This is a genomic window from Chryseobacterium sp. CP-77, from assembly GCF_036362765.1.
GTDB classification, from domain to species: Bacteria; Bacteroidota; Bacteroidia; order Flavobacteriales; family Weeksellaceae; genus Chryseobacterium; species Chryseobacterium cupriresistens.
The window spans coordinates 2,838,575-2,862,993 of sequence record NZ_CP143637.1 but is presented as its reverse complement, the minus strand read 5'-3'; the positions used below and the strand labels follow the sequence as shown (position 1 = coordinate 2,862,993).

General features: G+C 36.8%; 21 protein-coding genes, 7 tRNA genes and 1 other RNA gene. 17 read left to right on the top strand and 12 right to left on the bottom strand.

Annotation, left to right across the window (positions count from 1 at the left end; genetic code table 11):
- Nucleotides 1–92: 92 nt before the first annotated feature.
- A complete protein-coding gene (locus V0410_RS12730) occupies nucleotides 93–4,523 on the top strand; it encodes a GEVED domain-containing protein (protein WP_330743799.1) in 4,431 nt (1,476 codons plus the stop codon).
- 138 nt (nucleotides 4,524–4,661) lie between these two features.
- Here V0410_RS12730 and coaE read toward each other — a convergent pair whose 3' ends face one another.
- From coaE to ruvB, 4 genes are all read right to left on the bottom strand, one after another.
- Nucleotides 4,662–5,291, bottom strand: a complete 630-nt coding sequence (gene coaE, locus V0410_RS12725) for a dephospho-CoA kinase (RefSeq protein ID WP_330743797.1) — start codon at nucleotides 5,289–5,291, stop codon at nucleotides 4,662–4,664.
- Between the two features lie 9 nt (nucleotides 5,292–5,300).
- Complete coding sequence (locus V0410_RS12720; protein ID WP_110008254.1) at nucleotides 5,301–6,167, bottom strand: MBL fold metallo-hydrolase; 867 nt, start codon at nucleotides 6,165–6,167, stop codon at nucleotides 5,301–5,303.
- A gap of 13 nt (nucleotides 6,168–6,180) precedes the next feature.
- A complete protein-coding gene (locus tag V0410_RS12715; protein WP_330743794.1) occupies nucleotides 6,181–6,792 on the bottom strand; it encodes an FMN-binding negative transcriptional regulator in 612 nt (203 codons plus the stop codon).
- Between the two features lie 64 nt (nucleotides 6,793–6,856).
- Nucleotides 6,857–7,879 (bottom strand): Holliday junction branch migration DNA helicase RuvB, encoded by a 1,023-nt coding sequence (ruvB, locus tag V0410_RS12710; protein ID WP_110008252.1) that lies wholly within the window; start codon nucleotides 7,877–7,879, stop codon nucleotides 6,857–6,859.
- A gap of 177 nt (nucleotides 7,880–8,056) precedes the next feature.
- Here ruvB and hutI point away from each other — a divergent pair, with 177 nt between their 5' ends.
- The 4 genes from hutI (at nucleotide 8,057) to V0410_RS12690 (ending at nucleotide 12,051) form a co-directional block, all read left to right on the top strand.
- Nucleotides 8,057–9,280 (top strand): imidazolonepropionase, encoded by a 1,224-nt coding sequence (gene hutI / locus V0410_RS12705; RefSeq protein WP_330743790.1) that lies wholly within the window; start codon nucleotides 8,057–8,059, stop codon nucleotides 9,278–9,280.
- Nucleotides 9,281–9,294: 14 nt separating this feature from the next.
- Complete coding sequence (locus tag V0410_RS12700; RefSeq protein WP_330743788.1) at nucleotides 9,295–9,696, top strand: hypothetical protein; 402 nt, start codon at nucleotides 9,295–9,297, stop codon at nucleotides 9,694–9,696.
- A gap of 9 nt (nucleotides 9,697–9,705) precedes the next feature.
- Nucleotides 9,706–10,620 carry a formimidoylglutamase gene (gene hutG / locus V0410_RS12695; protein WP_330743786.1) on the top strand — a complete coding sequence of 305 codons (915 nt, stop codon included), beginning with the start codon at nucleotides 9,706–9,708 and terminating at the stop codon, nucleotides 10,618–10,620.
- A 138-nt stretch (nucleotides 10,621–10,758) separates the two neighbouring features.
- The gene (locus tag V0410_RS12690; RefSeq protein ID WP_330743784.1) at nucleotides 10,759–12,051 is read left to right on the top strand and encodes an aldehyde dehydrogenase family protein; all 1,293 of its coding nucleotides are present in this window, start codon (nucleotides 10,759–10,761) and stop codon (nucleotides 12,049–12,051) included.
- 192 nt (nucleotides 12,052–12,243) lie between these two features.
- On the opposite strand, the gene pyk is transcribed toward V0410_RS12690, so the two are convergent.
- The 7 genes from pyk to ssrA all read right to left on the bottom strand — a co-directional run bounded on the left by pyk (nucleotide 12,244) and on the right by ssrA (nucleotide 18,153).
- A complete protein-coding gene (gene pyk / locus V0410_RS12685) occupies nucleotides 12,244–13,689 on the bottom strand; it encodes a pyruvate kinase (protein ID WP_110008248.1) in 1,446 nt (481 codons plus the stop codon).
- Nucleotides 13,682–14,155 carry an IPExxxVDY family protein gene (locus V0410_RS12680; RefSeq protein ID WP_110008247.1) on the bottom strand — a complete coding sequence of 158 codons (474 nt, stop codon included), beginning with the start codon at nucleotides 14,153–14,155 and terminating at the stop codon, nucleotides 13,682–13,684. The genes pyk and V0410_RS12680 overlap by 8 nt, the downstream gene beginning before the upstream one ends.
- Nucleotides 14,133–14,897 (bottom strand): ribonuclease III, encoded by a 765-nt coding sequence (gene rnc, locus V0410_RS12675; protein ID WP_076594972.1) that lies wholly within the window; start codon nucleotides 14,895–14,897, stop codon nucleotides 14,133–14,135. Before rnc ends, V0410_RS12680 begins: the two co-directional genes overlap by 23 nt.
- A gap of 9 nt (nucleotides 14,898–14,906) precedes the next feature.
- A complete protein-coding gene (gene fabF, locus V0410_RS12670; RefSeq protein ID WP_002976350.1) occupies nucleotides 14,907–16,151 on the bottom strand; it encodes a beta-ketoacyl-ACP synthase II in 1,245 nt (414 codons plus the stop codon).
- Between the two features lie 34 nt (nucleotides 16,152–16,185).
- On the bottom strand, nucleotides 16,186–16,425 hold the full coding sequence (locus V0410_RS12665) for an acyl carrier protein (RefSeq protein WP_002976354.1): 240 nt from the start codon (nucleotides 16,423–16,425) through the stop codon (nucleotides 16,186–16,188).
- A 489-nt stretch (nucleotides 16,426–16,914) separates the two neighbouring features.
- Nucleotides 16,915–17,370 (bottom strand): hypothetical protein, encoded by a 456-nt coding sequence (locus V0410_RS12660; RefSeq protein ID WP_330743564.1) that lies wholly within the window; start codon nucleotides 17,368–17,370, stop codon nucleotides 16,915–16,917.
- Nucleotides 17,371–17,751: 381 nt separating this feature from the next.
- Nucleotides 17,752–18,153: a transfer-messenger RNA gene (gene ssrA, locus V0410_RS12655) on the bottom strand.
- Nucleotides 18,154–18,421: 268 nt separating this feature from the next.
- Between ssrA and rpsU the strand changes: the two genes are divergently transcribed.
- The 10 genes from rpsU to V0410_RS12605 all read left to right on the top strand — a co-directional run bounded on the left by rpsU (nucleotide 18,422) and on the right by V0410_RS12605 (nucleotide 20,852).
- Complete coding sequence (gene rpsU, locus V0410_RS12650; RefSeq protein WP_034693154.1) at nucleotides 18,422–18,619, top strand: 30S ribosomal protein S21; 198 nt, start codon at nucleotides 18,422–18,424, stop codon at nucleotides 18,617–18,619.
- A gap of 79 nt (nucleotides 18,620–18,698) precedes the next feature.
- Entirely contained in the window at nucleotides 18,699–19,586 is an 888-nt protein-coding gene (locus V0410_RS12645; protein ID WP_330747690.1) for a tyrosine-type recombinase/integrase, read from the top strand.
- Nucleotides 19,583–19,873: an HPF/RaiA family ribosome-associated protein gene (locus V0410_RS12640; protein ID WP_002976393.1), complete on the top strand. Its 291-nt coding sequence runs from the start codon at nucleotides 19,583–19,585 to the stop codon at nucleotides 19,871–19,873. The genes V0410_RS12645 and V0410_RS12640 overlap by 4 nt, the downstream gene beginning before the upstream one ends.
- Before the next feature lie 109 nt (nucleotides 19,874–19,982).
- Nucleotides 19,983–20,056, top strand: a tRNA-Thr gene (locus tag V0410_RS12635).
- 18 nt (nucleotides 20,057–20,074) lie between these two features.
- Nucleotides 20,075–20,155: transfer RNA gene (locus V0410_RS12630), tRNA-Tyr, on the top strand.
- Nucleotides 20,156–20,243: 88 nt separating this feature from the next.
- Nucleotides 20,244–20,316: transfer RNA gene (locus V0410_RS12625), tRNA-Gly, on the top strand.
- 89 nt (nucleotides 20,317–20,405) lie between these two features.
- Nucleotides 20,406–20,482 (top strand) — tRNA-Thr (locus V0410_RS12620).
- A gap of 18 nt (nucleotides 20,483–20,500) precedes the next feature.
- Nucleotides 20,501–20,581: transfer RNA gene (locus V0410_RS12615), tRNA-Tyr, on the top strand.
- Nucleotides 20,582–20,666: 85 nt separating this feature from the next.
- Nucleotides 20,667–20,739 (top strand) — tRNA-Gly (locus V0410_RS12610).
- Between the two features lie 41 nt (nucleotides 20,740–20,780).
- Nucleotides 20,781–20,852 (top strand) — tRNA-Thr (locus tag V0410_RS12605).
- A 356-nt stretch (nucleotides 20,853–21,208) separates the two neighbouring features.
- On the opposite strand, the gene V0410_RS12600 is transcribed toward V0410_RS12605, so the two are convergent.
- Nucleotides 21,209–21,985, bottom strand: a complete 777-nt coding sequence (locus tag V0410_RS12600; protein ID WP_202841478.1) for a GLPGLI family protein — start codon at nucleotides 21,983–21,985, stop codon at nucleotides 21,209–21,211.
- A gap of 268 nt (nucleotides 21,986–22,253) precedes the next feature.
- Between V0410_RS12600 and V0410_RS12595 the strand changes: the two genes are divergently transcribed.
- Entirely contained in the window at nucleotides 22,254–22,934 is a 681-nt protein-coding gene (locus V0410_RS12595) for a response regulator transcription factor (protein WP_110008227.1), read from the top strand.
- Nucleotides 22,935–24,299 carry a sensor histidine kinase gene (locus V0410_RS12590; protein WP_330743555.1) on the top strand — a complete coding sequence of 455 codons (1,365 nt, stop codon included), beginning with the start codon at nucleotides 22,935–22,937 and terminating at the stop codon, nucleotides 24,297–24,299. It begins immediately after the preceding gene.
- Nucleotides 24,300–24,419: the final 120 nt, after the last annotated feature.

Sequence of the window (24,419 nt, the reverse complement as noted above, 5' to 3'; positions counted from 1 at the left end):
GTTATTTTTTTATAAAAAAAACATAAATGTACTTATAAATTAATAATAAAAAATGATTAGATTTGTGTGATTAATATTATAATGAAAACATTATGAAGAAATTCTTTACCTCTTTAATTCTGTTTCTCTGTTTGATTTGCACAGGCTTTGTATCCAAAGTCTCGGCTCAGGCAGGCCAGATCGGGACAGGAACGGGTACCTCTGTGTATCTCCCCATACGTTCCTATTATGGGTATAGTTATTCTCAGCAGATTTATACTGCTGCAGAGCTTACGACTGCTATAGGCACGTCAAACTATATCACGGCTATAAAGTTTTATTCCACCACCGTTGCATCCTCTCAGGCTGTATATAAGGATTGGGTGGTATATATGGGAAACACAACCCAGAATAACTTTGCCACCAATACAAGCTGGATTCCGGTAAGTTCTATGACTCAGGTGTTTGACGGAGTTTTACCTAACCTAACGAATGGAAGCTGGGTAACTCTTCAATTGTCTACACCATTTTTATGGAATGGAACAGACAACCTTGTGGTTGCTGTCAATGAAAAAACTCCTGATTATGCATCTTCTCCAGGTACGGCCTGGGGATCATACAATGCAGGAGCGAACAGGGGGATCATCTATTATGAAGATAGTGCAAATCCTGATCCTGCAGCACCTCCTTCTGCAAAAGACAGACTTGCAGATATTCCGAGAATACAGTTGGAAAGCCACGCGCTTTCAGCTTGTTCAACAGCGCCGCCTACCAATATTACAGTTTCAAACCTGACAACAACTTCTGCTAATGTAGGATGGTACCTTTCCTCAGGTGCTACTTATGTTGTAAGATACAGACCTGTATCAGGGGGAGCTTGGACAACAATCAATGTGACAACTCCTATGGTCGCAAACCAGATTATTACCGGATTAACTGAGCAGACTCAATACGAAGTTCAGGTAGCGACTATCTGTGGAGGTACACAGGGAGCATTCTCTTCCAGTGTCAACTTTACAACTCCTGCACTTACTTATTGTAATTCAGGTGCTACAAGTACCTATATTGACGGATATATCAATCAGGTTTCTGTTAATGCACAAGGTGCTCCGTCTATGTACAGCAACTCCGGTCAGAGTGGCTATACAGATTACAGTACAGATCCTGCTAGAGTAGTTACTTTGGTAAGAGGGGGTACAGCTACCGTTTCAGTTTCAAAAGCTTGGCCCGGTACTCAATATAGTTTCTTAACAGGAGTTTGGATTGACTTTAACCGTAATGGTGTTTTTGAAACAACTGAAAGAGTACTTACTTCACCAAGTAATACAACAACTCCGGTAACAGCTACATTTACAATACCAACCGCTGCCGGTGGTGCCTATACAGGAAACCTGACTACAAAAATGCGTGTTGTATTAAATGAATACAGCCCTATTAACGCTTGTGGAACTTATTATTATGGTGAAACTGAAGACTATGCAGTAAAACTTATCGATTTAGCAGGATGTTCTACAGCACCGCCATCTAATATCATGGTTAATAACATAACTCCTTCTTCAGCGAATGTTACCTGGACATCAACTACCGGAGCTACTTATATCGTAAGATACAGAGTTTCTCCTTCCGGAGCATGGCAGCAGATTGCAGTAAATACACCATTAATCAGTAACCAGATACTTACCGGATTATTGGAGCAGACTGCATACGATGTACAGGTAGCCACTGTTTGTGGAGGAGTAACAGGTGCATTCTCACCTACTGTTACCTTTACAACACCTACTCTTACTTACTGTACAGCAGGCCCTACAAGTAATACTGCAACAAGCGGATATATTAATAATGTAACTGTTACCCCTACGAATACTCCTATTATGATGAGTAATTCAGGATCTGACAATTATAAAGATTATACACCGGATGCTACAAGAGTAGTGATCTTTGAAAGAGGTTCAGCAAATAATAAAATTTCTGTAAACAAATACTGGCCAGGTTCTTCTTCTTCATATGCAGTTTCAGCCTGGGTAGACTTTAACAGAAACGGAACATTTGAAACCAGTGAAAGAATTCTTAATACCACATACAATTCAACTACTCCTGTAACGGCTACTTTCTCAGTACCTACCGTTGCAAGTGGTAACGTGTATACAGGAAATCTTCCTACCCGTATGCGTGTAGTAATGAGATATTTTGATAATGCTAACCCTTGTGGTACATTCACTCAGGGAGAGGTGGAAGATTATGCAGTAAAATTTGTAGATGCTCAGCCTTGTTCAACAGCTGCTCCAACAAATATTACAGTAAATAATATCGGAGCTACTACAGCAACGGTATCATGGGTGGCAACAACAGGAGCTACTTATAATATCAGATGGAGAGTTTCTCCGAGTGGAGTTTGGCAAACCGCTACAGTTCCTGCAGGTCAGAACTTCTATGGAATTACCGGTCTTACAGAGCAGACTAATTATGATGTTCAGGTTTCTACCACGTGTAACGGTTCTACAGGATCTTACTCTTCAACAGTAACATTCACGACCCCTCCATTAACTTACTGTCCAATGACAGGAACCGGTACGAATGATCATATTTCGAATGTAACTGTTACCTCTTCGAACCTTGGAGTTCCGCCAATGAATAATACTTCGGTACAGACTAATTATACCAGCTATACAACTCCGGAGACTCTAATTACTTTAGATGTAGATTCTCAGAATAATAAAATCTCCGTAGCAAAAGGCTGGACAGGTGCAACAGGTAACGATGCTGTAACAGCCTGGATCGACTTTGACAGAAACGGACAGTTTACAGATGCCGAGAGAATCTTAATTTCTCCAGCCAATACAACAACTCCGGTGACGGCTACTTTTGCAGTTCCTTCAAATGCTTACACAGGACTATTAACAACTACAATGAGGGTTGTACTGAAACGTACAAGTGCTCCGGTAATGTGTCAGAACGCAGTGGATGGAGAAGTAGAAGACTATAGAGTAAGAATCAGACCTTGCAGCAATGCAACTCCTAACGCACCAACATTTACAACAACACATACAACAGCTACTGTTACCATCACAGGAGCAGGAGTGAGCTATGTGGTGAGATACAGAGTTCAGGGAACAACGGCATGGACACAGGTATATGCTTCTGCACAATTAGGTAACCTGCCGTTAGTAATCAGTGGATTGACACCGGCAACTACTTATGAAGTAGAGGTTGCGGCAATCTGTGGAGATATTGTTGGAACAGCAACACCGATCAAAACATTCACTACAAGATGTGATCCTACTCCTCCGAATGTGACAGTAACTAATATTACTCCAACAACAGCATTGATTACATGGTCTCCGCTTGCAGCAAGTTCTACGTATACCATGAGATGGAGAAAAGTAGGTACTACTACATGGGCTACTATAAGTTTACCGGCAGCTCCTGCCAATACTTATGTATTAGGAAGTGCAACTCCTTTAGAGCCATATACAACTTATGAAGTACAGATTGCTAACCAATGTAACGGTGAAAGTACATTAAATCCATATTCTAACCCTAAAGTATTTACTACAGAAAGAATATGTGAGATTCCGCCTCCGGGATTAACAATTACCCAATTGCTTCCTACATCAGCGGCAATTCAGTGGGATCCGTTCCCGGGAGCAACATATGTGCTTAGATATAGAAAAGTAGGTATTCCAAGCTGGACAGAAGTACCATCATTAGTTAATAACCTTGTATTGACAGGTCTTACAGAATTAACAAAATATGAAATGCAGGTAGTAAATATCTGTAACGGTACACCAGGAAACTATACTCCTCCTTACTACTTTACAACTCCTACAGTAATCTACTGTAAGATGAAGGCTGAAAACTCAACAGGAGAGCATATCTCTAAAGTTACAGTGAAGCCTACTGGTAAGAAAACAATGGAGAATGAATCCGGAGCATCTACTTATACAGATTACACAGGAGTTCCTAAAACATTCATCGAGATGATCCAGGGATCTACTGACAATGAGATCATCATTGAGAAAAAATGGACAGGAACTACTTACAACGAAGGAATCGCAGTTTGGATTGACTTCAACAGAAACGGAGAGTTTGACATCAATGAAAGAGTATTTACTTCTTCGCCAAATTCAAATAGCCCTGTTTCAGGTAAATTCAATGTACCGGCAGATGCCTTTGTAAGTATGACAGATTATAAGTATGTAGTGATGAGAGTAGCCATGTCGAGAGACGGTATCCCTGTAAACTGTACTGACTTCAAAAACGGAGAAGTAGAGGATTACACGGTAAGAATCTCTAAACCTGTTGTTGCTAACCCGGTTGATCAGACAAGTGTTATGATTTATCCTAACCCGGTAAGCTCAGTGCTGTTTGTGAAAAATGTTAGCAAGAGAGCTAAATATAAGATTTACAATGCAGCCGGACAGGTTATCGCAGACGGTATCTTACTCAACAACCAGATCAATGTAAGCAGATTGATTAACGGTGTTTATGTAATTGATATCGACGACAACGGTAATACTACCCAAAAGAAATTTATCAAAGAATAATTATTTAAATTTCAAATAGAATAAGCCTCCAGAAATGGGGCTTATTTTTTATAAAAAGATCCTGGTTGAATAACAACCTTCCAGGAAATATTTTTGCAGAAAAAAAACTCGTTAGAAAAGCTTCTAACGAGTTTTTATTTATTCAATACTGAAAATCACTTTTTCAGTTTCTTCTTTTAATTCTTCCAGATTGGTATTATTGTAGATAATGCAGTCTGCCATTTTAATTTTATCCCTTTCGGGCATTTGTTTTTCCATGACCGCTTCTACCTCGCGGTAGGTTTTATTATCCCTGTCCATTACTCTTTTGATTCTGATGTTATCCTCGGCTGTCACCAGAAGAGATTTATAACACTGTCTGTTAAGTTTCAGTTCAAATAACAAAGCTGTTTCTTTAAAAACTAGATACTTGCTTTGTTTCTTAACCCAGTTTTCAAAATCAATTTTTACAGCAGGGTGAATAATTTCATTCAACTGCTGAAGCAGGTCTCTGTTTTTAAAAACTTTATCCGCTACAAATTTTCTGTCATACAATCCGTTTTCATCATAAGCATCTTCACCAAGAAGTTCTTTGATTTTTATTTTCAGATCCTCACTCTCATTAACTATAGCTTTTGCTCTGTCATCGGAATAATAAACCGGAAAGCCGAATTCCTCTATAAAGCGTGCTACTGTGGTTTTTCCGGAACCTATTCCTCCTGTTAAACCAATGATCTTGGGTGCTGGTTCCGGCTCTGTCTGCTGTGTTTCTGAATGTAATTCTTCCATGATTAAAAATTAATATCCAAAAACATCATTAAAGCTAAACGTCTCATCAAGTCTTACCCCTTTATCAGTCATTTTAAGACTTGCCAATTCGTTATGAGCATCATGTTCAAAGAATAATAAATATTCGTTGTCTACACACTGCTTAAGGAATTTTCCTTTTTCTTCCAGTGTTAAAAGAGGTCTGGTATCATATCCCATCACGTATACCTGATTGATATGTCCTGCGGTAGGAATAAGATCGGCTGCAAAAACAACCGTTTTTTCCTGATATTGGATTACCGGAAGCATCTGCTTTTCCGTATGTCCGTCTACGAAGATAACGTCCATCTTCAGATCAGGAGCGAAACCGTAGTTTCCGGTAGTGGGAAGCGGTAAAAAATTAAGCTGTCCGCTTTCCTGCATTGGCATAATATTTTCCTTCAGGAAGCTGGCTTTTTCCCTTGCATTAGGTTCTGTAGCCCACTGCCAGTGATTTTCATTCGTCCAGAAGTTGGCGTTTTTAAAGGCAGGTCTGTATCCGGTTCTGTCGTCATTCCATTCTATAGCTCCGCCGCAGTGGTCAAAGTGAAGATGAGTAAGGAATACATCCGTAATATCTTCCTTTATAAAGCCGTATTTTTTAAGATTTTTATCAAGAGTATCGTCTCCCCAAAGCGAATAATGTCCAAAAAACTTGTCATCCTGTTTGTTACCTAAACCGCAGTCTACCAGGATTAATTTTTTTCCATCTTCAATAAGCAGAGAACGGGTTCCCAGCTCGATCAGGTTTTTTTCGTCTGCCGGGTTTGTTTTTTCCCACAGACTCTTCGGGACGACTCCGAACATAGCACCGCCGTCCAGTTTAAATTTTCCACATTGTATTGGATATAACTTCATATGTATATTTTGATTATTTCTTTATTAATTTCATTTTCTCCGCAATTTTTCTTGCGTTATCATCAGATTGTTCAAGTTGAGTAATGATGTTGTTAAAATCATTCTCTTTTCTGTTCTGAGAAAGTTTTTGTTTGATGAATATTTCGGTTGGAATAACTTTAATCCCAAAAGCACCTTTCATTTCCTTTTCCACAAATTCCCTTCCCATGTCTTTCACCATCATTGGACATTGCTGAAAACTTTCATATTGGGACGTTAATTTATCCAAATGGGCATACAGTTCATCATGATTCATTATTTCAACTTTTCCGTGAATCTGTACCGCCTCATAATTCCAGGTGGAAACATTCATATGATCATACCAGCTGCTGGATATATAAGTGTGCGCTCCCAAAAAGTCACAAAGAACTTCATCTCCATTCTGTATGGTTTTTGCCTGGGGATTAGCCCGTGAAATATGGGTTTCAATGTAAATATTTTCAGGATTATCCTCATTAAGCATCATCATGGAATGGGTTGCCCGTATCTTATCAACAGAAGAAATCAGTAAAGCAAAAGAGTTTTCTTTGATAATCTCTCTCATCAAATCGTAATCTTCGCTTCTGTATAATTTAGGTATAAACATAAACTAATCAATTCTCATTAACCTTAAACCTTAAACTTTTAACCTTGAACTCAAAACTTTGAATTTAAAATAGCTCTCCCGGGTTTTTAGGCCTTGTAATATTCAAATGTTTGTAAGCTTTGTCGGTAACTTCCCGTCCTCTTGGAGTTCGGATAATAAAACCTTCCTGAATCAGAAACGGTTCATATACTTCTTCCAGTGTTTCCGGATTTTCGGCAATTGATGTTGCCAGGGCAGAAATACCAACCGGTTTTCCTTTAAAATTTTCAATCATGACACGCATGATTTTATTGTCCATTTCATCCAGACCAAATTCATCCACATTTAAAGAGTCCAAAGCATATTTTGTGATCTTGATCTCAATCTCACCATTTCCTTTGATTTCAGCAAAATCACGTACCCTTCTCAGTAATGCATTGGCAATCCTTGGCGTTCCACGGCTTCTTCTTGCTATTTCTATCGCAGCATCCTCATAAATAACAACACCTAAAACTCTTGCACTTCTTTGAATAATGGTTGATAAAAGCTCAATAGAATAATATTCCAGCCTGCTCTGAATCCCGAATCGGGCAAGCATTGGCTTCGTAAGCATTCCGCTTCTTGTAGTAGCTCCCACCAGAGTAAACGGATTTAAGCCGATCTGTACACTTCTGGCATTAGGACCTGTTTCCAGCATAATATCAATCTTATAGTCTTCCATGGCAGAATACAGGTATTCTTCTACTACAGGAGAAAGACGATGAATCTCATCAATGAAAAGAACATCATTTTCTTCCAGATTGGTCAACAAGCCCGCTAAACTTCCCGGCTTATCCAATACGGGGCCGGATGTAATCTTGCAGTTTACCCCAAGTTCATTAGCGATAATATTGGCCAGAGTCGTTTTACCCAGCCCCGGCGGACCGTGTAATAAAACATGATCTAGTGCTCCGCCACGTCTTTTCGCAGCGGTAACAAAAACCTCAAGGTTCTCCAGCGTTTTTCTCTGTCCCGCAAAATCTTTAAAGCTCTGGGGACGGATCTGCTCTTCCTGCATCAGCTCCTCGTTTGAGTAGTTTTCCTTATCTGGATGTAAAAAATCTGGCATTAATTCATTTCATTTACTTCAAAGATAGCAAATTTAGACAAAGGTTGAAGGCCAGATTGAGAAAACGTTGAGATTGATACAGCGGTTTAAGCCTGGGTTGAAAATGAGAACCGCTAAGATTTAAATAATTGGGATATTTTAAGTATTTTTGAGAGAAGAAATTATTAATACATATTAATGAAATTAATAGGACCATTTAAGCAGGTGGTAACACTTGCTAATTTACCATTAAGAGGAAAACTTTCTGATGAGCAGCTTGAAATTATTGCAGACGGAGGAATTGTAGTAGATCAGAATACCATTCAGAAAGTTGGAAGTTTTGAAACATTAAAAACAGAAAATCCCACTATAGAAATTGAACATATTGAAGGAGAGCAGGTTGTTCTTCCTGCTTTTGTAGATTCACATACCCATATTTGTTTCGGAGGAAACCGTGCCAACGATTTTGCTATGCGCAATGCAGGGAAAACTTATCTTGAAATTGCGGAAAGTGGTGGTGGAATCTGGAGTTCTGTACAGCATACAAGAAATGCGTCAGAAGAAGAACTGTTAAAAACCTTAATAGAAAGAATCAACTTTTTGGTTGATCTGGGAATTACCACCATTGAAGTGAAGAGCGGTTACGGCCTGGATGTGGAAAACGAGTTGAAGATGCTTCGTATGATTAAAAAAGCTCAGAATGAAACTAAAGCCACTTTAGTTCCTACCTGCCTTTCAGCCCACTTAAAACCAAAAGATTTTGAAGGAAGTAACCCTGAATATCTGGAATATATCATTACCGAAATTTTACCGAAAGTAAAAGAAGAAAGCTTAGCGAATAGAGTAGATATCTTTATTGAAAAGTCTGCTTTTCAACCGGAAGAAAGTAAAGAATTCTTGCTGGAAGCAAAAGCGTTAGGTTTTGAAATTACCGTTCATGCAGATCAGTTTACCCCTGGAAGTTCAAGAATTGCAGTAGAAGTGGGAGCGAAGTCTGCAGACCATCTGGAAGCAACCATTGACGAAGATATTCAATTCCTTGCAGAGTCTGACACCGTAGCAACAGCTCTTCCCGGAGCAAGCCTGGGACTTGGTGAGAAATTTACCCCTGCAAGAAAATTATTAGACGCAGGTGCTATCGTGGCTATTGCTAGTGACTGGAATCCGGGATCTGCGCCAATGGGAAATCTCATTACCCAGGCTTCTATTTTAGCCACCTTCCAAAAGCTTACAACAACTGAAGTTTTGGCAGGGATGACCTTCCGTGCTGCTTATGCATTGAACCTTGAAGACAGAGGACAATTGGAAGCAGGGAAAAAGGCCGATTTTGTCACTTTTAAGACCAATAATTTCCAGAATGTACTGTATAACCAGGGAAGCCTTAAAGCAGAACATGTTTATATTGATGGAAATAAAAAGTAACTAAAAACATAACAATGAAAATTAAATTAGAAGAGATTAAAGAAAAATATGTCTCGCTTGGTGTTTCTGAAAAGAATGTTGAATATGCGTTGAATGCTGTAAAATCAGGAACTAAAAAAGACTTTATTATGAAGAACTTGACTTCAGATGTTAGAAAGGTAGAGTCTACTACAGCCAATAATATGTTGGATGAAATGTTTGTTGCAAATGGAGGCGAATTTAAACTTGAAAATAGAGGAGGTTATCTTTATTCTACATTTTACTTAATAGCTATTGTTGCTTTAGGTATTGTGACTTTTTATTTTAGTAAAGAAAATAGAAGTTTGCAATTTAAATTTAGTGGCGTTTTAATAGTATTTATAGTTTTATTTTTCAGAACATTTATACCTACAATAAGAGGCAGGTTTAGAGAATAATTTTAGATTATGATTTGGCAAGGCAGATTGGACGGAGAAGAACTTCTCTATCACAGAATATTTCAACGGGTAAAAGAAGAACGTAATTACGACAATATTTCTACAGGAGATTTTGCATTGCACGGTTTTGCTGTAGATGAAGGAGTAAGAAGAAACAAAGGCCGTCAGGGAGCAAAAGATGCTCCGGATGTGATCAGGAAAAATATGTCTAATTTTCCGGTGATTCTTCCTGACTTTTCCATGCTGGACTTTGGGAATGTTACCTGTGAAGACGGCAATCTGGAAAATACTCAGAATAACCTTGCCAAGAATGTATCAAAAGTACTTTTAAAAGGAGGAAAATCTCTTGTTTTAGGTGGAGGCCATGAAGTGACGTATGCTCATTATCTGGGCGTTAAAACAGCCTTTCCGGAACAGAAAATAGGAATCATCAATATCGATGCCCATTTCGATAACAGACAGCCGGAAAAAGGAGTAGGGCCAAGCTCCGGAACCGGGTTTTGGCAGATTGCTCAGGAAGGACCTATCCATTCTTTGCATATTGGAATCCAGAGAAACTCCAATACATTAAAGCTTTTTGATACCGCTCATCAGTATGGAATGAAATATATTCTGGCAGACGAATTATTTTTTGAAAATCTTACCTCCGTCTATCAGCGTATTGACGAACTGCTGGACAGTGTAGATTATGCCTATCTTACCATTTGCATGGACGTCTTTAATGCATCAGTCGCTCCCGGAGTTTCCGCGGCGGCATATAACGGTATCTTTGCAGATACAGCATTTATGCATTTTTACAGACATATCTTAAAAAATAAAAAACTGGTAGCGCTGGACGTGGCAGAAGTGAACCCTTCTTTCGATATCCAGGACAGAACAGCAAGACTGGCAGCATGTCTTGTGAACGAATGGCTAATGATTTAAGATAAAGTTATATTCTTCCGATAGAGAAAATCATTATTTTATTGACCCTTAAGGAATGGAATTTGCTGATTTCACCGTGCTTTTAAAATAAAGGCGCTTATAAATTCATTAGCTGAATTTAAAACAGAAATTTATATTATGGAACAATTAATTGAAAGCAAGCTTATTAAAGCAGATAAAGCGTTTTCAGTGTGGAGAAAAGTGCCGTTTGAGGAAAGGCAGAAGTTAATTGCAAAAGCAGCGGAAATTTTAAAGAATAATTCGGAGAAATTTGGAAAGATAATTACAACAGAAATGAATAAACCCATTTCAGAATCTATTGCTGAAGTGGAAAAGTGCGCTTTGATGATGAATTATTATGCAGACGCCGAGAATACTTTACAAGCAGAAAAAGTAGAATCGGAATTTGCTTATTCTGAAGTTCACTATGCTCCGAAAGGAGTAATCTTAGGTGTAATGCCGTGGAATTTTCCTTTCTGGCAGGTATTGAGATTTGCTACTCCCGCCATTTTAGCAGGAAATACAGTAGTTTTGAAGCATGCTTCAATTTGTTTCGGAAGCGGAAATGCCATTGAAGAAGTTCTTCTTGAAGCAGGTTTTCCGGAAGGTGTTTTTCAGAATCTTGAGGTAGGACATAAAGCGGTAAAGGAAATCCTTGAACATGATACTGTAAAAGGAGTAAGCTTGACAGGCAGCGGAAAAGCCGGAGGAGAAGTAGCTTCAATAGCCGGTTTAAATATCAAAAAATCTTTGCTTGAATTAGGAGGAAGTGATGCATTTATCATTTTTGATGATGCAGATCTTGAAGCAGCTGCCAAAGCCGGTGTAAAATCAAGACTTCAAAATTGTGGACAAACCTGTACAGCGGCAAAAAGATTTATCATTGATGAAAAAATTGAAGATCAGTTCTTGCCAATCTTTATTGAAGAATATAAGAAATATGAGATTGGAGATCCTTTAGATAAAGAAACCAAACTGGCCGGAATGGCGAGACCTGACCTTGCTGATGAACTGGAAGCTCAGTTCAACAGGGCATTGGAAAATGGTGCTGAAATTATTATTCCTCTGGAAAGAGTTTCTGAAAATGAATTTAAACCAGGTTTAATCAGAGTGAAGGAAGGAAATCCTATTTTAAAAGAAGAACTTTTCGGGCCTCTGGGTATGGTGATGATTGCGAAAAATGATGAAGAAGCTTTACAGATGGCCAATGATATTCCATTCGGGCTTTCCAATTCCGTATGGACTAGAAATAAAGACCGTCAGCTATTCTTTATTGAAAACCTTGAGTCAGGAACAGTCAATATCAACCGCATGACCAGCTCTGACCCCCGTTTTCCTTTCGGAGGATCAAAAGCTTCAGGATATGGAACAGAATTGTCTTTACTGGCTTTAAAAGAATTTGTAACAGCTAAGACGATTGTAGGAAATTAAAAGGATAAAATGTCATGCCGAGGAAACAAGGAATCTCAGAGGTTCTTCACTTCACTTCGTTGCGTTCAGAATGACAAACTACCATTTATAAGTTAAAAGTAAACTTTACACTATAAAATAAAAACTCCCGGAAACTTGTTTCCGGGAGTTTTTATGCTGTTACAAAAAGTAATTTTGCTTATTGCTTATTGCTTACACCGTAGTCAATCTCAATGTATTGGTTTTTCCACCTTCATAGGATGGAGTAGCATTGATGTTGATGACGAAGTCTCCGGTTTCGATATAACCATAGTTGTGCGTTAACATATTGACCTGAATGATCGTTTCGTCGGTAGACTTCTTCATATCATAGTAATAGGCATGAACACCCCAAAGAAGGTTCAGCATTGTAATTACTCTTCTGTTACCACTATATACGATGATGTGAGAGTTTGGTCTGTGTGCTGCAAGCTGGAAAGCGGTGTATCCGGAGTGAGTAAGCGTTACAATAGCAGAAACGTTTGTTGTTTTAGCGATTCTTACTGCTGCAAGACAAACCCTGTTGGTAATGAATCTTTCATCAATACAGTTGTAATCTTTCTCGATTGGCTCATTTTTATGTTGGTAGAAGTGAGTCGTTTCGATATTCTTTACAATTTTAGCCATGTTTTCCACAACCTGAACCGGATATCTGCCTACTGAAGTTTCTCCGGAAAGCATTACAGCGTCAGCTCCATCCAATACAGAGTTAGCAACGTCGTTTACCTCCGCTCTTGTTGGTGTTAAGCTATTGATCATCGTTTCCATCATCTGGGTGGCAATGATAACAGGTTTGGAGTAGAATCTTGCTTTTTCTACCAGGTTTTTCTGGATCGCAGGAACTTCTTCCATTGGAACTTCTACACCAAGGTCTCCACGTGCAACCATTAATCCGTCGCATTCAAGAAGAATTTCATCAATATTTTTAACGCCTTCAGGCTTTTCAATCTTCGCAATAATAGGAGTCTTGAATTTACCGTTCGGGTGGTTTGCAATTAATTCTTTCAGGTCGATGATATCCTGTGCGTGACGTACGAAAGACAGGGCAATCCAGTCAACTTCCATGTCAAGCATGAAATTAGCATCCTGAACATCTTTTTCTGTCAGGGCAGGAAGAGAAACATTTGTATTAGGTAGATTAACTCCTTTTTTAGAACTTAACGGACCTCCCTGAATGGTTTTTGCTTTTACAGTATCTTTTTCATTGGTTTCGATAACCTCCAGCATGAGTTTCCCGTCATCAATAAGGATTCTTTCCCCTACTTTTACGTCTTGTGGAAACTGCTGGTAAGTCATATACACCTTAGTGGAATCTCCTTCCATCTTTTCATTGGTGAAGGTAAGAATGTCACCCGGGTTCAGATAAGATCCTTCCTTTACAACTCCCACTCTCAGTTTAGGTCCCTGTAGATCGCCGAGGATTCCTACAGAATAACCATACTCACTGTTTAGCTCTCTAATTATTTCAATATTTTTTCGAACTAAGTCGTAATCTGCATGTGAAAAATTTATTCTGAAAATATCAACACCCGCTTTCATTAGATCTAACATTACCTCCTTCGACGATGAAGCAGGCCCTAGTGTTGCGATAATTTTTGTCTTCTTTAAATACTTATTCATAATACTGGATAATTTGATAAAGTTCCTCTTCAGAACTCAATGTATAATCTTGAATTGGAAAAACAAGATTTTCAGGGAGCAAAATTACGGAAAAATCAGGAAACTGTTCCGAACTATGCAGAATATATTCCACATCTACCTGATTATTTAATAAAAATTTAATGTTTTCTTCTTCTGTAAAGAGTTCTGTCTGGATTTTTTTTTGCTTACTTTCGGAAGATTTATTGGAAATGAAGGTAAAACAGGTCTTTGAAAACTTGTGATAGGCTTCATATCTTGGAAAAAAATAATCATAATATCCCCCATGAAAGACAAGATCTTTCTTTCTTGAAAAACTCAGGTTGTTGATTTGATTTATTTTGTAGAAAAACTCGTGAGCAGGTATATCTTTGGCTAATCTTACCAATCCTATGGCAATATCTTCAAATTCTATATCATCAAGATCATAAAGTTTTTGAATTTCCAAGTATATTTTCTTTTTTGTTTAAAATATAAAATGCCCTCTGTGCTGCTTTTTCCTCTGCCTTCTTTTTGGAAGTCTCTGTTGCATTAGCAATTTTTTCGTCTCCCAGCCATACATGGCACCTGAATACGACAGATTTATTAGCCTGTATTTCCTCGCAGGTTTCGTACTTTATATTGACTTTCTTCTTCTGGCTCCATTCGAGCAGGAGACCTTTATAGCTTACAATTTTGTTTTCAAGCTTATTGATCTCGGAAGGGGTCAGCAACTTTTCCAGAATAATCCTTTTACAGGTATCATAATGGAAGTCTAAATAAACGGCACCGATTAAGGCTTCGAATAAATTTCCAGAGATATTCTCTCCCAAAGCTGATGAGCTGTTCTGCTTTTGCAAAAGGCTGGTAAGCTTGAGATCTTCTCCTAATTTATTGAGGTTTTTCCTATTAACAATCTTAGATTTCATTTGTGTCAGATATCCCTCATTGGCCTGAGGATAAGTCTGGAACAAATGACAAGAAATAATTGTACCCAAAACAGAATCTCCCAAAAATTCAAGTCTTTCGTAATTGCTGTCTTGATTTTTAGAAGAATTTTTCAAAGAAAAAGCTTCGCGGTAAAGAGCAATATTCTGTACCTCGGTACCCAATACTTTTCTAAGCTCGGTACTGAGAAAATACTCTCTCTCCGTTAATTGTCTTTTTCTTTTTTTGAGAAGGAATTTAGAAAAGTATTTCTGTAACTCCATTCATTGAATTTAGATTTTCTTAAATAGAACGCAAGCGTTGTGCCCGCCAAATCCAAAAGTATTGCTCATGGCTACTTTTACATCTTTCTTCACAGCTGTATTAAACGTAAAGTTTAATCGGCTGTCAATATTTTCATCATCAGTAAAATGGTTGATGGTTGGAGGAACAGTACCATGAATAATAGTTCCCAATGCAGCGATAGCTTCAATAACACCCGCAGCACCTAAAAGGTGGCCAGTCATTGATTTTGTAGAATTAATTTGAATGTCATAAGCATGCTCGCCTAATAATTTTGAAATTGCATTGGATTCTGCGATGTCTCCTAATGGAGTAGAAGTACCATGCATGTTGATATGATCTACTTCATCAGCAGTTAAGCCTGCATCTTCCAAACAGTTTTTCATTACCAGATAAGCGCCAAGGCCTTCAGGATGTGGAGCAGTCATGTGATGTGCATCAGCACTTAAACCACCTCCCAGTAATTCTGCATAAATTGTAGCACCACGTTTTACGGCGTGCTCATATTCTTCAAGAACGATACATCCTGCCCCTTCACCTAATACAAATCCATCTCTGTCTTTGTCGAAAGGTCTTGAAGCTGTTTTTGGATCGTCATTTCTTGTAGAAAGTGCCATCATTGCGTTGAATCCACCGACACCACTTGCTGTAACGGCTGCTTCAGAGCCTCCGCACACAATCACGTCTGCTTTTCCTAACTGGATCAGCATTTTGGAATCAATTATAGCATTTGCTGAAGATGCACATGCAGATACAGTTGTATAATTTGGTCCGTGGAAACCGTATTCAATTGAGATATGTCCTGGAGTGATATCCGCAATCATTTTTGGGATAAAGAAAGGGTTGAATCTCGGAATTTCCGTATTGGCCCATCCTAACACTTCAGTTTCAAAAGTCTCTAATCCTCCGATTCCGGAACCCCAGATTACACCAACTCTGTTTTTATCTACATTGTCTTCAATAATGCCGGAATGCGCTACTGCTTCTCTCGCAGCAACAAGTCCCAATTGAGTATTTCTATCCATTTTTTTAGCTTCTTTCTTATCGAAATGCTGTAACGGATCGAAATTTTTTACCTCGCAAGCAAACTTTGTTTTAAAGTTTGTGGCATCAAAAAGAGTAATCGGAGCGGCACCGCTCTCACCTTTCACAAGATTTTCCCAGTATTCTTTTGCATTATTTCCTATTGGTGTTATTGCTCCAAATCCGGTTACAACTACTCTTTTTAATTCCATAAACTTTGTTTAATTTCTTTTTTGTTGAAGAATATTATTTATTTACTACTTCTTCGATGTAAGCGATAGCGTGTCCTACAGTAGTAATTTTTTCAGCTTGATCATCAGGGATCTGAATGTTAAATTCTTTTTCAAATTCCATGATTAACTCAACTGTATCTAGTGAATCAGCTCCTAAATCGTTAGTGAAGCTAGCTTCAGGAGTTACTTCTGTTTCTTCAACGTCAAGCTTATCAGCGATGATAGCTTTTACTCTTGATGCAATGTCTGACATAGTAAATTATTTTTTTAATTGTTAGATGGTGCAAATATATAAAATTCTTTACGATAAAACATTTTTTTAGTCTTTTTTGTGGACCGGAAGCTTTCATTTTAGATTGTTTCGCTTTAGTCTTTTAGTTTTCAGGAGGTTATATTGTTGTTAATGTAGAGGTGTAAATTGTTATGAAAAACCAATAAGAAGATATAGAAGATAGATCATACAAATTTCAGTATTATTAGCTTCGTGTTTTATGAAAACTAGTTTATTTATTTCTGTATAATTACCACTGATCAGCTTTTTAAATCAAAGACTTATAAAGTTTTTTTATAAATTCTTCTTAGACTATACAATTTACTATATAGTTTATCATGTTGGCTGTAATGTTATTTGAAATACCCAAACATTAATATTCGTGACTAACTGAGGATTTTGTCTCATGGCTAGTTACTTAATTAGAATGTTTTGATGAAGACTTGAGTTTGAGTCTGATTTTACCGCTGGTTATTGCTTTGTATAGTAGATAGCTGGAGAAAAATCCGGATATCTTACCATCAATGTATCATTTATTTTTTTTACCCTAAACTCGTCAGCGCTATACAGATTGCCGGTAGTTGGTTTGCGGGTTTCTGTATAAAAATATAATGTACTTGTATATCCTTCTTTTTCAATTGCCAGTACCAGATTTGCATTTTGGGATTGGTTTATTAAGTTGTTATAACTTATATTGTTAGGTAAAATGATATCATCCTGTGTGAATTTTATGTATTGAACTGGTGCAACACTAGTTTGTTTCCAGGCCCAAACACCTTGTATCCATGTTGGCGGGTGGAAATGCTGTGCCGTGGGTGGAGGAGTAGTGGTGTTTTTTTGTTCATTATTAGGTAAGTTATCATCATTTCCGGAACAGTTGAACATTAGAAATGATAATGATAAAAGAGATAATAATAAATTTCTCATGGTTTAGTTATTATATGGTTTAGTTATTATTAAGCTACTCAAATGTTGAATATTGTTATTTAGTTTAAATTCAAAATTTGGTTTGTAATTTAACTTTTTGAAACATAATAAAGAGTTTATACTTTTTTTGTCCCAATTATTAACGTAAAGATATGGTTTTTGTTGTAATTTCTTTTATGTTAATGTCTATATTAATAAGATTGTAGGAGGGTAGGTAAGTTGAGTTTGTATCTTTCTGTAAGAAAATTTTCCAACACAAATATCTATCGTTAGAGAGATAAAATCATGTAGTGGGTTTTAATGAGATGATTTTTTTATAACAGAAAACTGTAATACGGACGTGGAAATAAAAAAGGGTATCTACAATAATAGATTCCCTTTTAGTGGAGTTGGAGGGATTCGAACCCTCGTCCAAACAAGCAATACATAAGCTTTCTACATGCTTATTCTACCATTGGTTTTCGACTGGAAGCAGAGGATAGACACCCAACGACCAGCTTATCTTCTGAAATTTTCGAGCTTTAGCCAAAGCTTCTAAAGCCTTATTTCTGCATTCCTATATCCCAGGATCAAACGCCGCAGAACAGAGCATTTGTGGAATATCTTGCTTCCCTACTAAAATCTTCGGGAAAACGCTTGATCTACTATACTTCGATATTAAGCTGCAAGAGCGAACTCTTCGTTGCCAGTTAAAATTTTGTAGCAAGGGATTATAGAGATCGCGCTACGGTTCTCTGCATGCTTACTTACCCATTGGTCTTGCTGTCGAAACCAGTCAACCCCATGAATAAAGTGAATGCAAAGATAATGCTTTTTGTTTACATTTCATTAATGTTAGTGGTTTTAATAGAAATTTGGAAACAAAATGAGTATCCTGAAGTTTTAAGAATTGAATATCCGGTTATTGTGGAAAAAATATTATTGTCTGTAAATGACTTTTAATATGGGGTTTGTTAATAAAAATGAGATAGAGTAGTGATTGTTTATTGCAATATATTTTGTGTTCTGATAAAAAATGTCTACTTTTGCAATCCAAAATGAGATGTAAAATATGTTAATAATTCCAGTAAAAGATGGTGAATCCATCGACAGAGCTTTAAAAAAATACAAGAGAAAATTTGATAAAACAGGAACTGTTCGTCAATTAAGATCTAGACAACAGTTTATTAAGCCTTCTGTAACTTTGAGACAAGCTAGACTAAAAGCGGCTTACAAACAAAGAGCGCTTAGCAAAGAAGAGCAGGCTTAAGATTTTTTCTTAACCATATATTAATTCACTTCTTAAATTCTTATATTTGAGGAGTGAATTTTTATTTTTATACCCTATGATGCTGGAAAAGTTTTTAGAATACTTACAATTCGAAAAAAGATATTCTCCTCATACTATCACAAGCTACCAAAAAGACCTTGAAGACTTTTCCCATTTCTTTCTCCGAACAGAATCTTCCGACAATTTAACCAAGGCAGACAAGAAAATCATCCGGAATTTTATTGTCGAACTGAGTGAAAATAACATTTCGAAAAGAAGTATCAACAGAAAATTATCTTCTCTCCGCAGTTTTTATCTTTTTCTTTTAAAAATAGGTGAAATTACAGTTTCTCCCGTTGAAGGAATTTCTTCCCTGAAGTTTTATGCTGAAAAACAGATTCCTATGTCTAAAGAGGAAATGACAGATCTCAATGAAAGAGTTTTTGAACAGGTACATGACGTGCTTGAAAAGTGCATTATGGAGGTTCTTTATCAGACGGGAATGCGTAAAGCGGAACTTTGTGGCCTGATATTTGAGAATGTTGACTTATATGGAAATGAATTAAAAGTAATAGGAAAAGGGAATAAAGAAAGGGTAATTCCCATTTCCAATGAATTGTCTGAACTTCTGAAAAGTTATCTGGAAATAAGAAATCCGCAGACAGAATTTAAATCATATTTTTTCGTCAATAAGAAAGGGAAAAAACTCAATGAAAAATTTGTTTATGTGGTAGTTAATAAGTACCTTAGTCTTGTAACAACGAAAGAAAAAAAAAGTCCTCACATCCTTCGGCATAGCTTTGCTACCCACGTATTGGATAATGGGGCGGAGATCTCCAAAGTGAAAAAAATATTAGGGCATTCCAGCCTTGCCAGTACTCAAGTCTATACGAATGCTAATATTGAACAATTGAAAAAAGTGTTTAATCAGGCTCACCCTCGAGCATCAAAAAAAGAAGAATTATGAAGATTTCAGTACAATCAATTGGTTTAACTCCACACGAACCACTAGAATCACACATCGACAAAAAAGTAAGTAAATTGGATACCTTCTATGACAAAATTCAGGAGTGTAAGGTGTTCTTGAAAGTTGAAAATAATTCGGATAAAGCTAATAAAACTGCCGAGATTATTTTAGCGGTTCCGGGAGACGATATCGTAGTAAAGAAGACCACTACAAGTTTTGAAGAAAGTCTGGACCTTTGCGTTGATACTGCTAAAAAGCTATTAATCAAGAAAAAAGAAATGGCGTAGAAAAAAAAGTTAAAAAAAGTTTATAAAAAATTTGAGAATTCAAAAAATCCGTTCTATATTTGCACTCGCAAAAAAGGAACAGCGATCTTTTGAATTCTTTTTTATATTTGCCTCCATAGCTCAGTTGGCCAGAGCACGTGATTTGTAATCTCGGGGTCGTGGGTTCGAATCCCTCTGGAGGCTCATAAAATATAAACTTTTGGGGAGATTCCAGAGTGGCTAAATGGGACTGACTGTAACTCAGTTGCTTCGGCTTCGTAGGTTCGAATCCTGCTCTCCCCACTTTATATTTTTATAAAAAAAACTTGCAAGATTAAATAAGTTTTCTTAGTTTTGCACAGCGTTTACCAATAGTTTTGGAAACAAAATTGCGGAAGTAGCTCAGTTGGTAGAGCGTCAGCCTTCCAAGCTGAATGTCGCGGGTTCGACCCCCGTCTTCCGCTCAATAAAATCACAACATTAAGAGTGATTTTTTTAACACTGGAATGTGTAGAGTAGAGTTTCTCGATCAGTTTCAGTCCTTTATTAAAATGCCTCCATAGCTCAGTTGGCCAGAGCACGTGATTTGTAATCTCGGGGTCGTGGGTTCGAATCCCTCTGGAGGCTCCATTTTAATATAAAATATCTGGGGAGATTCCAGAGTGGCTAAATGGGACTGACTGTAACTCAGTTGCTTCGGCTTCGTAGGTTCGAATCCTGCTCTCCCCACATTTTATATTATAAAAAACTTGCAAGATTAAATAAGTTTTCTTAGTTTTGCACAGCGTTTACCAATAATTTTGGAAACAAAATTGCGGAAGTAGCTCAGTTGGTAGAGCGTCAGCCTTCCAAGCTGAATGTCGCGGGTTCGACCCCCGTCTTCCGCTCAACGAAAATCACGCTACTTAGTGTGATTTTTTTAGTTGATGCCGACTTAGCTCAGCGGTAGAGTGCTTCCTTGGTAAGGAAGAGGTCACGGGTTCAAGTCCCGTAGTTGGCTCTCGATTTTCCCGAATTTCTTCGGGATTTTTTTATGCCCAAATTTTATTTGAAAAAGAAACAGGTTGTGTACAATGTAGATAGCCAAGAATACAAGATATGGATTAAAAAATTCATGGGTTAAATGTGGTAATACCAGCCGGTATTCCATACTGTATAATTAGAACGCAAAAATGATGAAGATTGTATTTTGGTAAGATTTGAGTACCTAAGCCAATTAGTTCTAAGCCAATCCATATAGGATGGATAATATACGTAAAAATAGCTGATAGTATAATTGATCAGATAACTAAGAAAGCAGTTAGGATAGATGTAGATTTTTATACCTGGAAACATTTACTCCTTTAAGGATTATTCTTAATCAAGGAAAGTATTTACATTTTTCAAACGGTCTGTCATCATTTTAGTTTTATCATTGCCATTAGCATCTACCACTTTCAAATTACCATTATACATTGATGGATTTTCGTGAAAGTTTTTTCTTGCTTCTAAAAACTGTTGTTTATTTTTAGCTTTAACCTCATTATAATATTTTAGAGGTTCTATAATTTCGTCTGATTTTTTAATATCAGTTGCGTAAATTTCTATTGTTTTACTCTTATTGAAAACTTCCAGAACCATTCCTGAGAGTCCTTTGAAACGGAATGGTCCATCCGAAATAGTAATATCGTTTGTAAACCATGCAAAAAAAGTATCTCCAGTATCGGTGATGGTTTTTGCTAATTGACATTTAAAACCTTTGATATGTTTAGTTTGATGCAAAACCTCCCAATTGAGTTTGGGCTCATCAAACGAGAAAATATATTTTCCTACCGGTAGAAATGCATTAATAACCCCGTTGGCTTTATAAATGCTTTCTACGGCTTTAGGATATTTAGGGATATTCCCGTAATTTGTACTGATAGTTTGTGTGGAATTTCCTTTATAGTATGCTTTAGCTTCTGCACTGCAATAAATTGATTCGGTATTATTACATAATAAAGTTGATGAATAAACCTTTACTTTTTCTCTATTCAGGCTATCAGAAATTAATTTTGTCTCATAATTAATCTCCATAACCGCATTATTATTTTGAGCAGAAAATAATAGTGAAGTTAAAATGAGCCCTGATATGTATAGTAATGTGATTTTCATATAATCGTTTGAATTACAAGATAATAATACAAATATTTTTTTATTCTCTATTAGAGGAATCTGCATTTTCTAAAACTTCTTTATTATATAGAATACATACTAAGTGAAAAAGGTTTTTCGCTTCATAAAATTCTTTAATTTTATTCAAACACTTCCAACGAAGCTTCAACTGTTGGGCTTAATATATTGGAGATCGATCCGATTTTTACTTCAGCTTTACAATCACAATCATAAAATTTTCGTTAAATTCGTGTAAAATAAATTTTTGATGAATATTCTTTTACTGGAAGATGATCTCATTCTGTCTGCAGAGTTGTGCAGATTTTTAGAATCAAATAATTTTAATTGTGATAAAATCTATGACGGGGAAACTTTTCTCCGCCAGATAAAAAACAGTAGTTATGATCTGTATTTACTCGATATTAATGTTCCTAAGATAAATGGACTTGATGTCTGCCAGACGATCCGCTCTTTTGACAAAAATACCCCCATCATTATCATCTCTGCTTATGGAGATATCTCTGATAAAAAAGACGCCTTCACCAGACTGGCTGATGATTATCTTGTAAAGCCATTTCAGTTTGAAGAACTTCTGCTAAGAATCAATTCGCTGTTGAGAAGAAAGGCACCTTCTGATAATGCAGATCAGGATATTCTAAGAGTTGACGACCTTATTATCAATAAAACAGAACAGAAGGTCTATCGTGGAGGAAATGAAATAACACTTACATTAAAAGAATTCCAGCTGTTGGTTTATCTTGCGGAAGCGCAGGGAAGAACGGTTTCCAAACAACAGATTACAGAACATGTATGGGAACACAATTTTAATACGAATACCAATACCGTAGAAGTTTATATCAATTTTCTGAGGAAAAAGATTGATAAAGATTTTAAAATAAAACTGATCCACACCCGTTCAGGTTTCGGATACTACCTAAGTCCTTTATAAATGTCTTTAAAAAGAAAGATAGCCCTAACGATCAGTATCGCCTTTTCACTACTTTTTGGGATGGTGATGGCGGTCATTTATTTATCTTTTAATGATTTCAGAAGAGATGAATTTAAAGAAAGATTCAGGCAGAGGCTTGAATTTACTTCCCATTTCATTTCAAAATCCAAAGACTTTGAAGAAGAAGCACCTGTTTTTTTCAATGAAAATTCAGATAATATCCTTTTGAATGAAAAGATTTTAATTTTCAACGAAAAAAAAGAACTCATCTACAGTACGATTAAAGACCGGAATGTCATTTGGGACAGCGCCATGCTTAAAGAGCTGGATAAAAAGAAGATTATCTATACGGAAAAAACCGTCCCGGAAATTTACGCCGCGCTCAGGAATATCAATGGTGAAAATTACTATATCCTTACAAGTGCCTTTGATACAAACGGAAAATCCAAATTAGGTTATCTTAAATATCTTTTGATTACAGCGTATGTGATGAGTACTATGCTTATTGGTTTCTTCAGCTATTATTTTGTGGAAAAGTTCCTCCGTCCTTTGGAAGATCTGAACAAAGAAATTTCTGAAGTTACTGCCCATAAACTTACCACACAGATCCCGGTAGAACAGTCAAATGATGAAGTAAGCGTTCTGGCAAAATCGTTTAATACAATGATTGGAAGGCTGGATGATGTATTTCAGTCCCAAAAAGATTTTACGGCCAGTGCTTCGCATGAGATCAGAACCCCAATAACAAGAATGGCCTTTCAGCTGGAAAACCTGATTAAGTTTGAAGAACATTCTCCGGAAACATTATCATCTTTAAAGCAAATCCAGAGAGATGTATATCAACTGTCCGATCTGACCAACTCGCTTTTATTGCTGACCAAATTTGATAAAGAAAATATTCAGAGTATTTATGAGGAAGTAAGAATTGATGAAGTTATTTTTGAAGCTTTTGAAGCTGTAGAAAAAAGTTATCCACAGCTTAAACTGGATTTTCTGATCAATGAAAATAGCTTTGAAAATGCATTTTTAACCATCAGGGGAATCCAGTCATTATTGGTGATTGTCTTTATCAACCTGTTTAAAAATGCTGCCGTGTATTCGGACAATACAGAGGTGAAGGTCCTGATTACTGAAACCAATGATAATCTTTCTATTGAAGTAATTTCCCATGGTAATACGATTTCTGAAGATGAGCAGGCTAAACTGTTTGAAGCTTTCACGAGAGGAAATAATGCACAGAATATTGCGGGGTCAGGATTAGGTCTTAGAATTGTCAAAAGGATTCTGGAATATCATGATGCAGATATTGTATATTCTTCACCAGCAGATTTCATCAATAAGTTTACCATAAGTTTTAAAAAATAAATGAAAAACAACTGATATAAAACAGTTGTTTTTTTGTTAAACCTGCGATTGGTTTTTTTTAACAAAAATTCAATAATTAGAGAAAAATTCACTTGTTTTATCCGTTGATTTATTGGATAA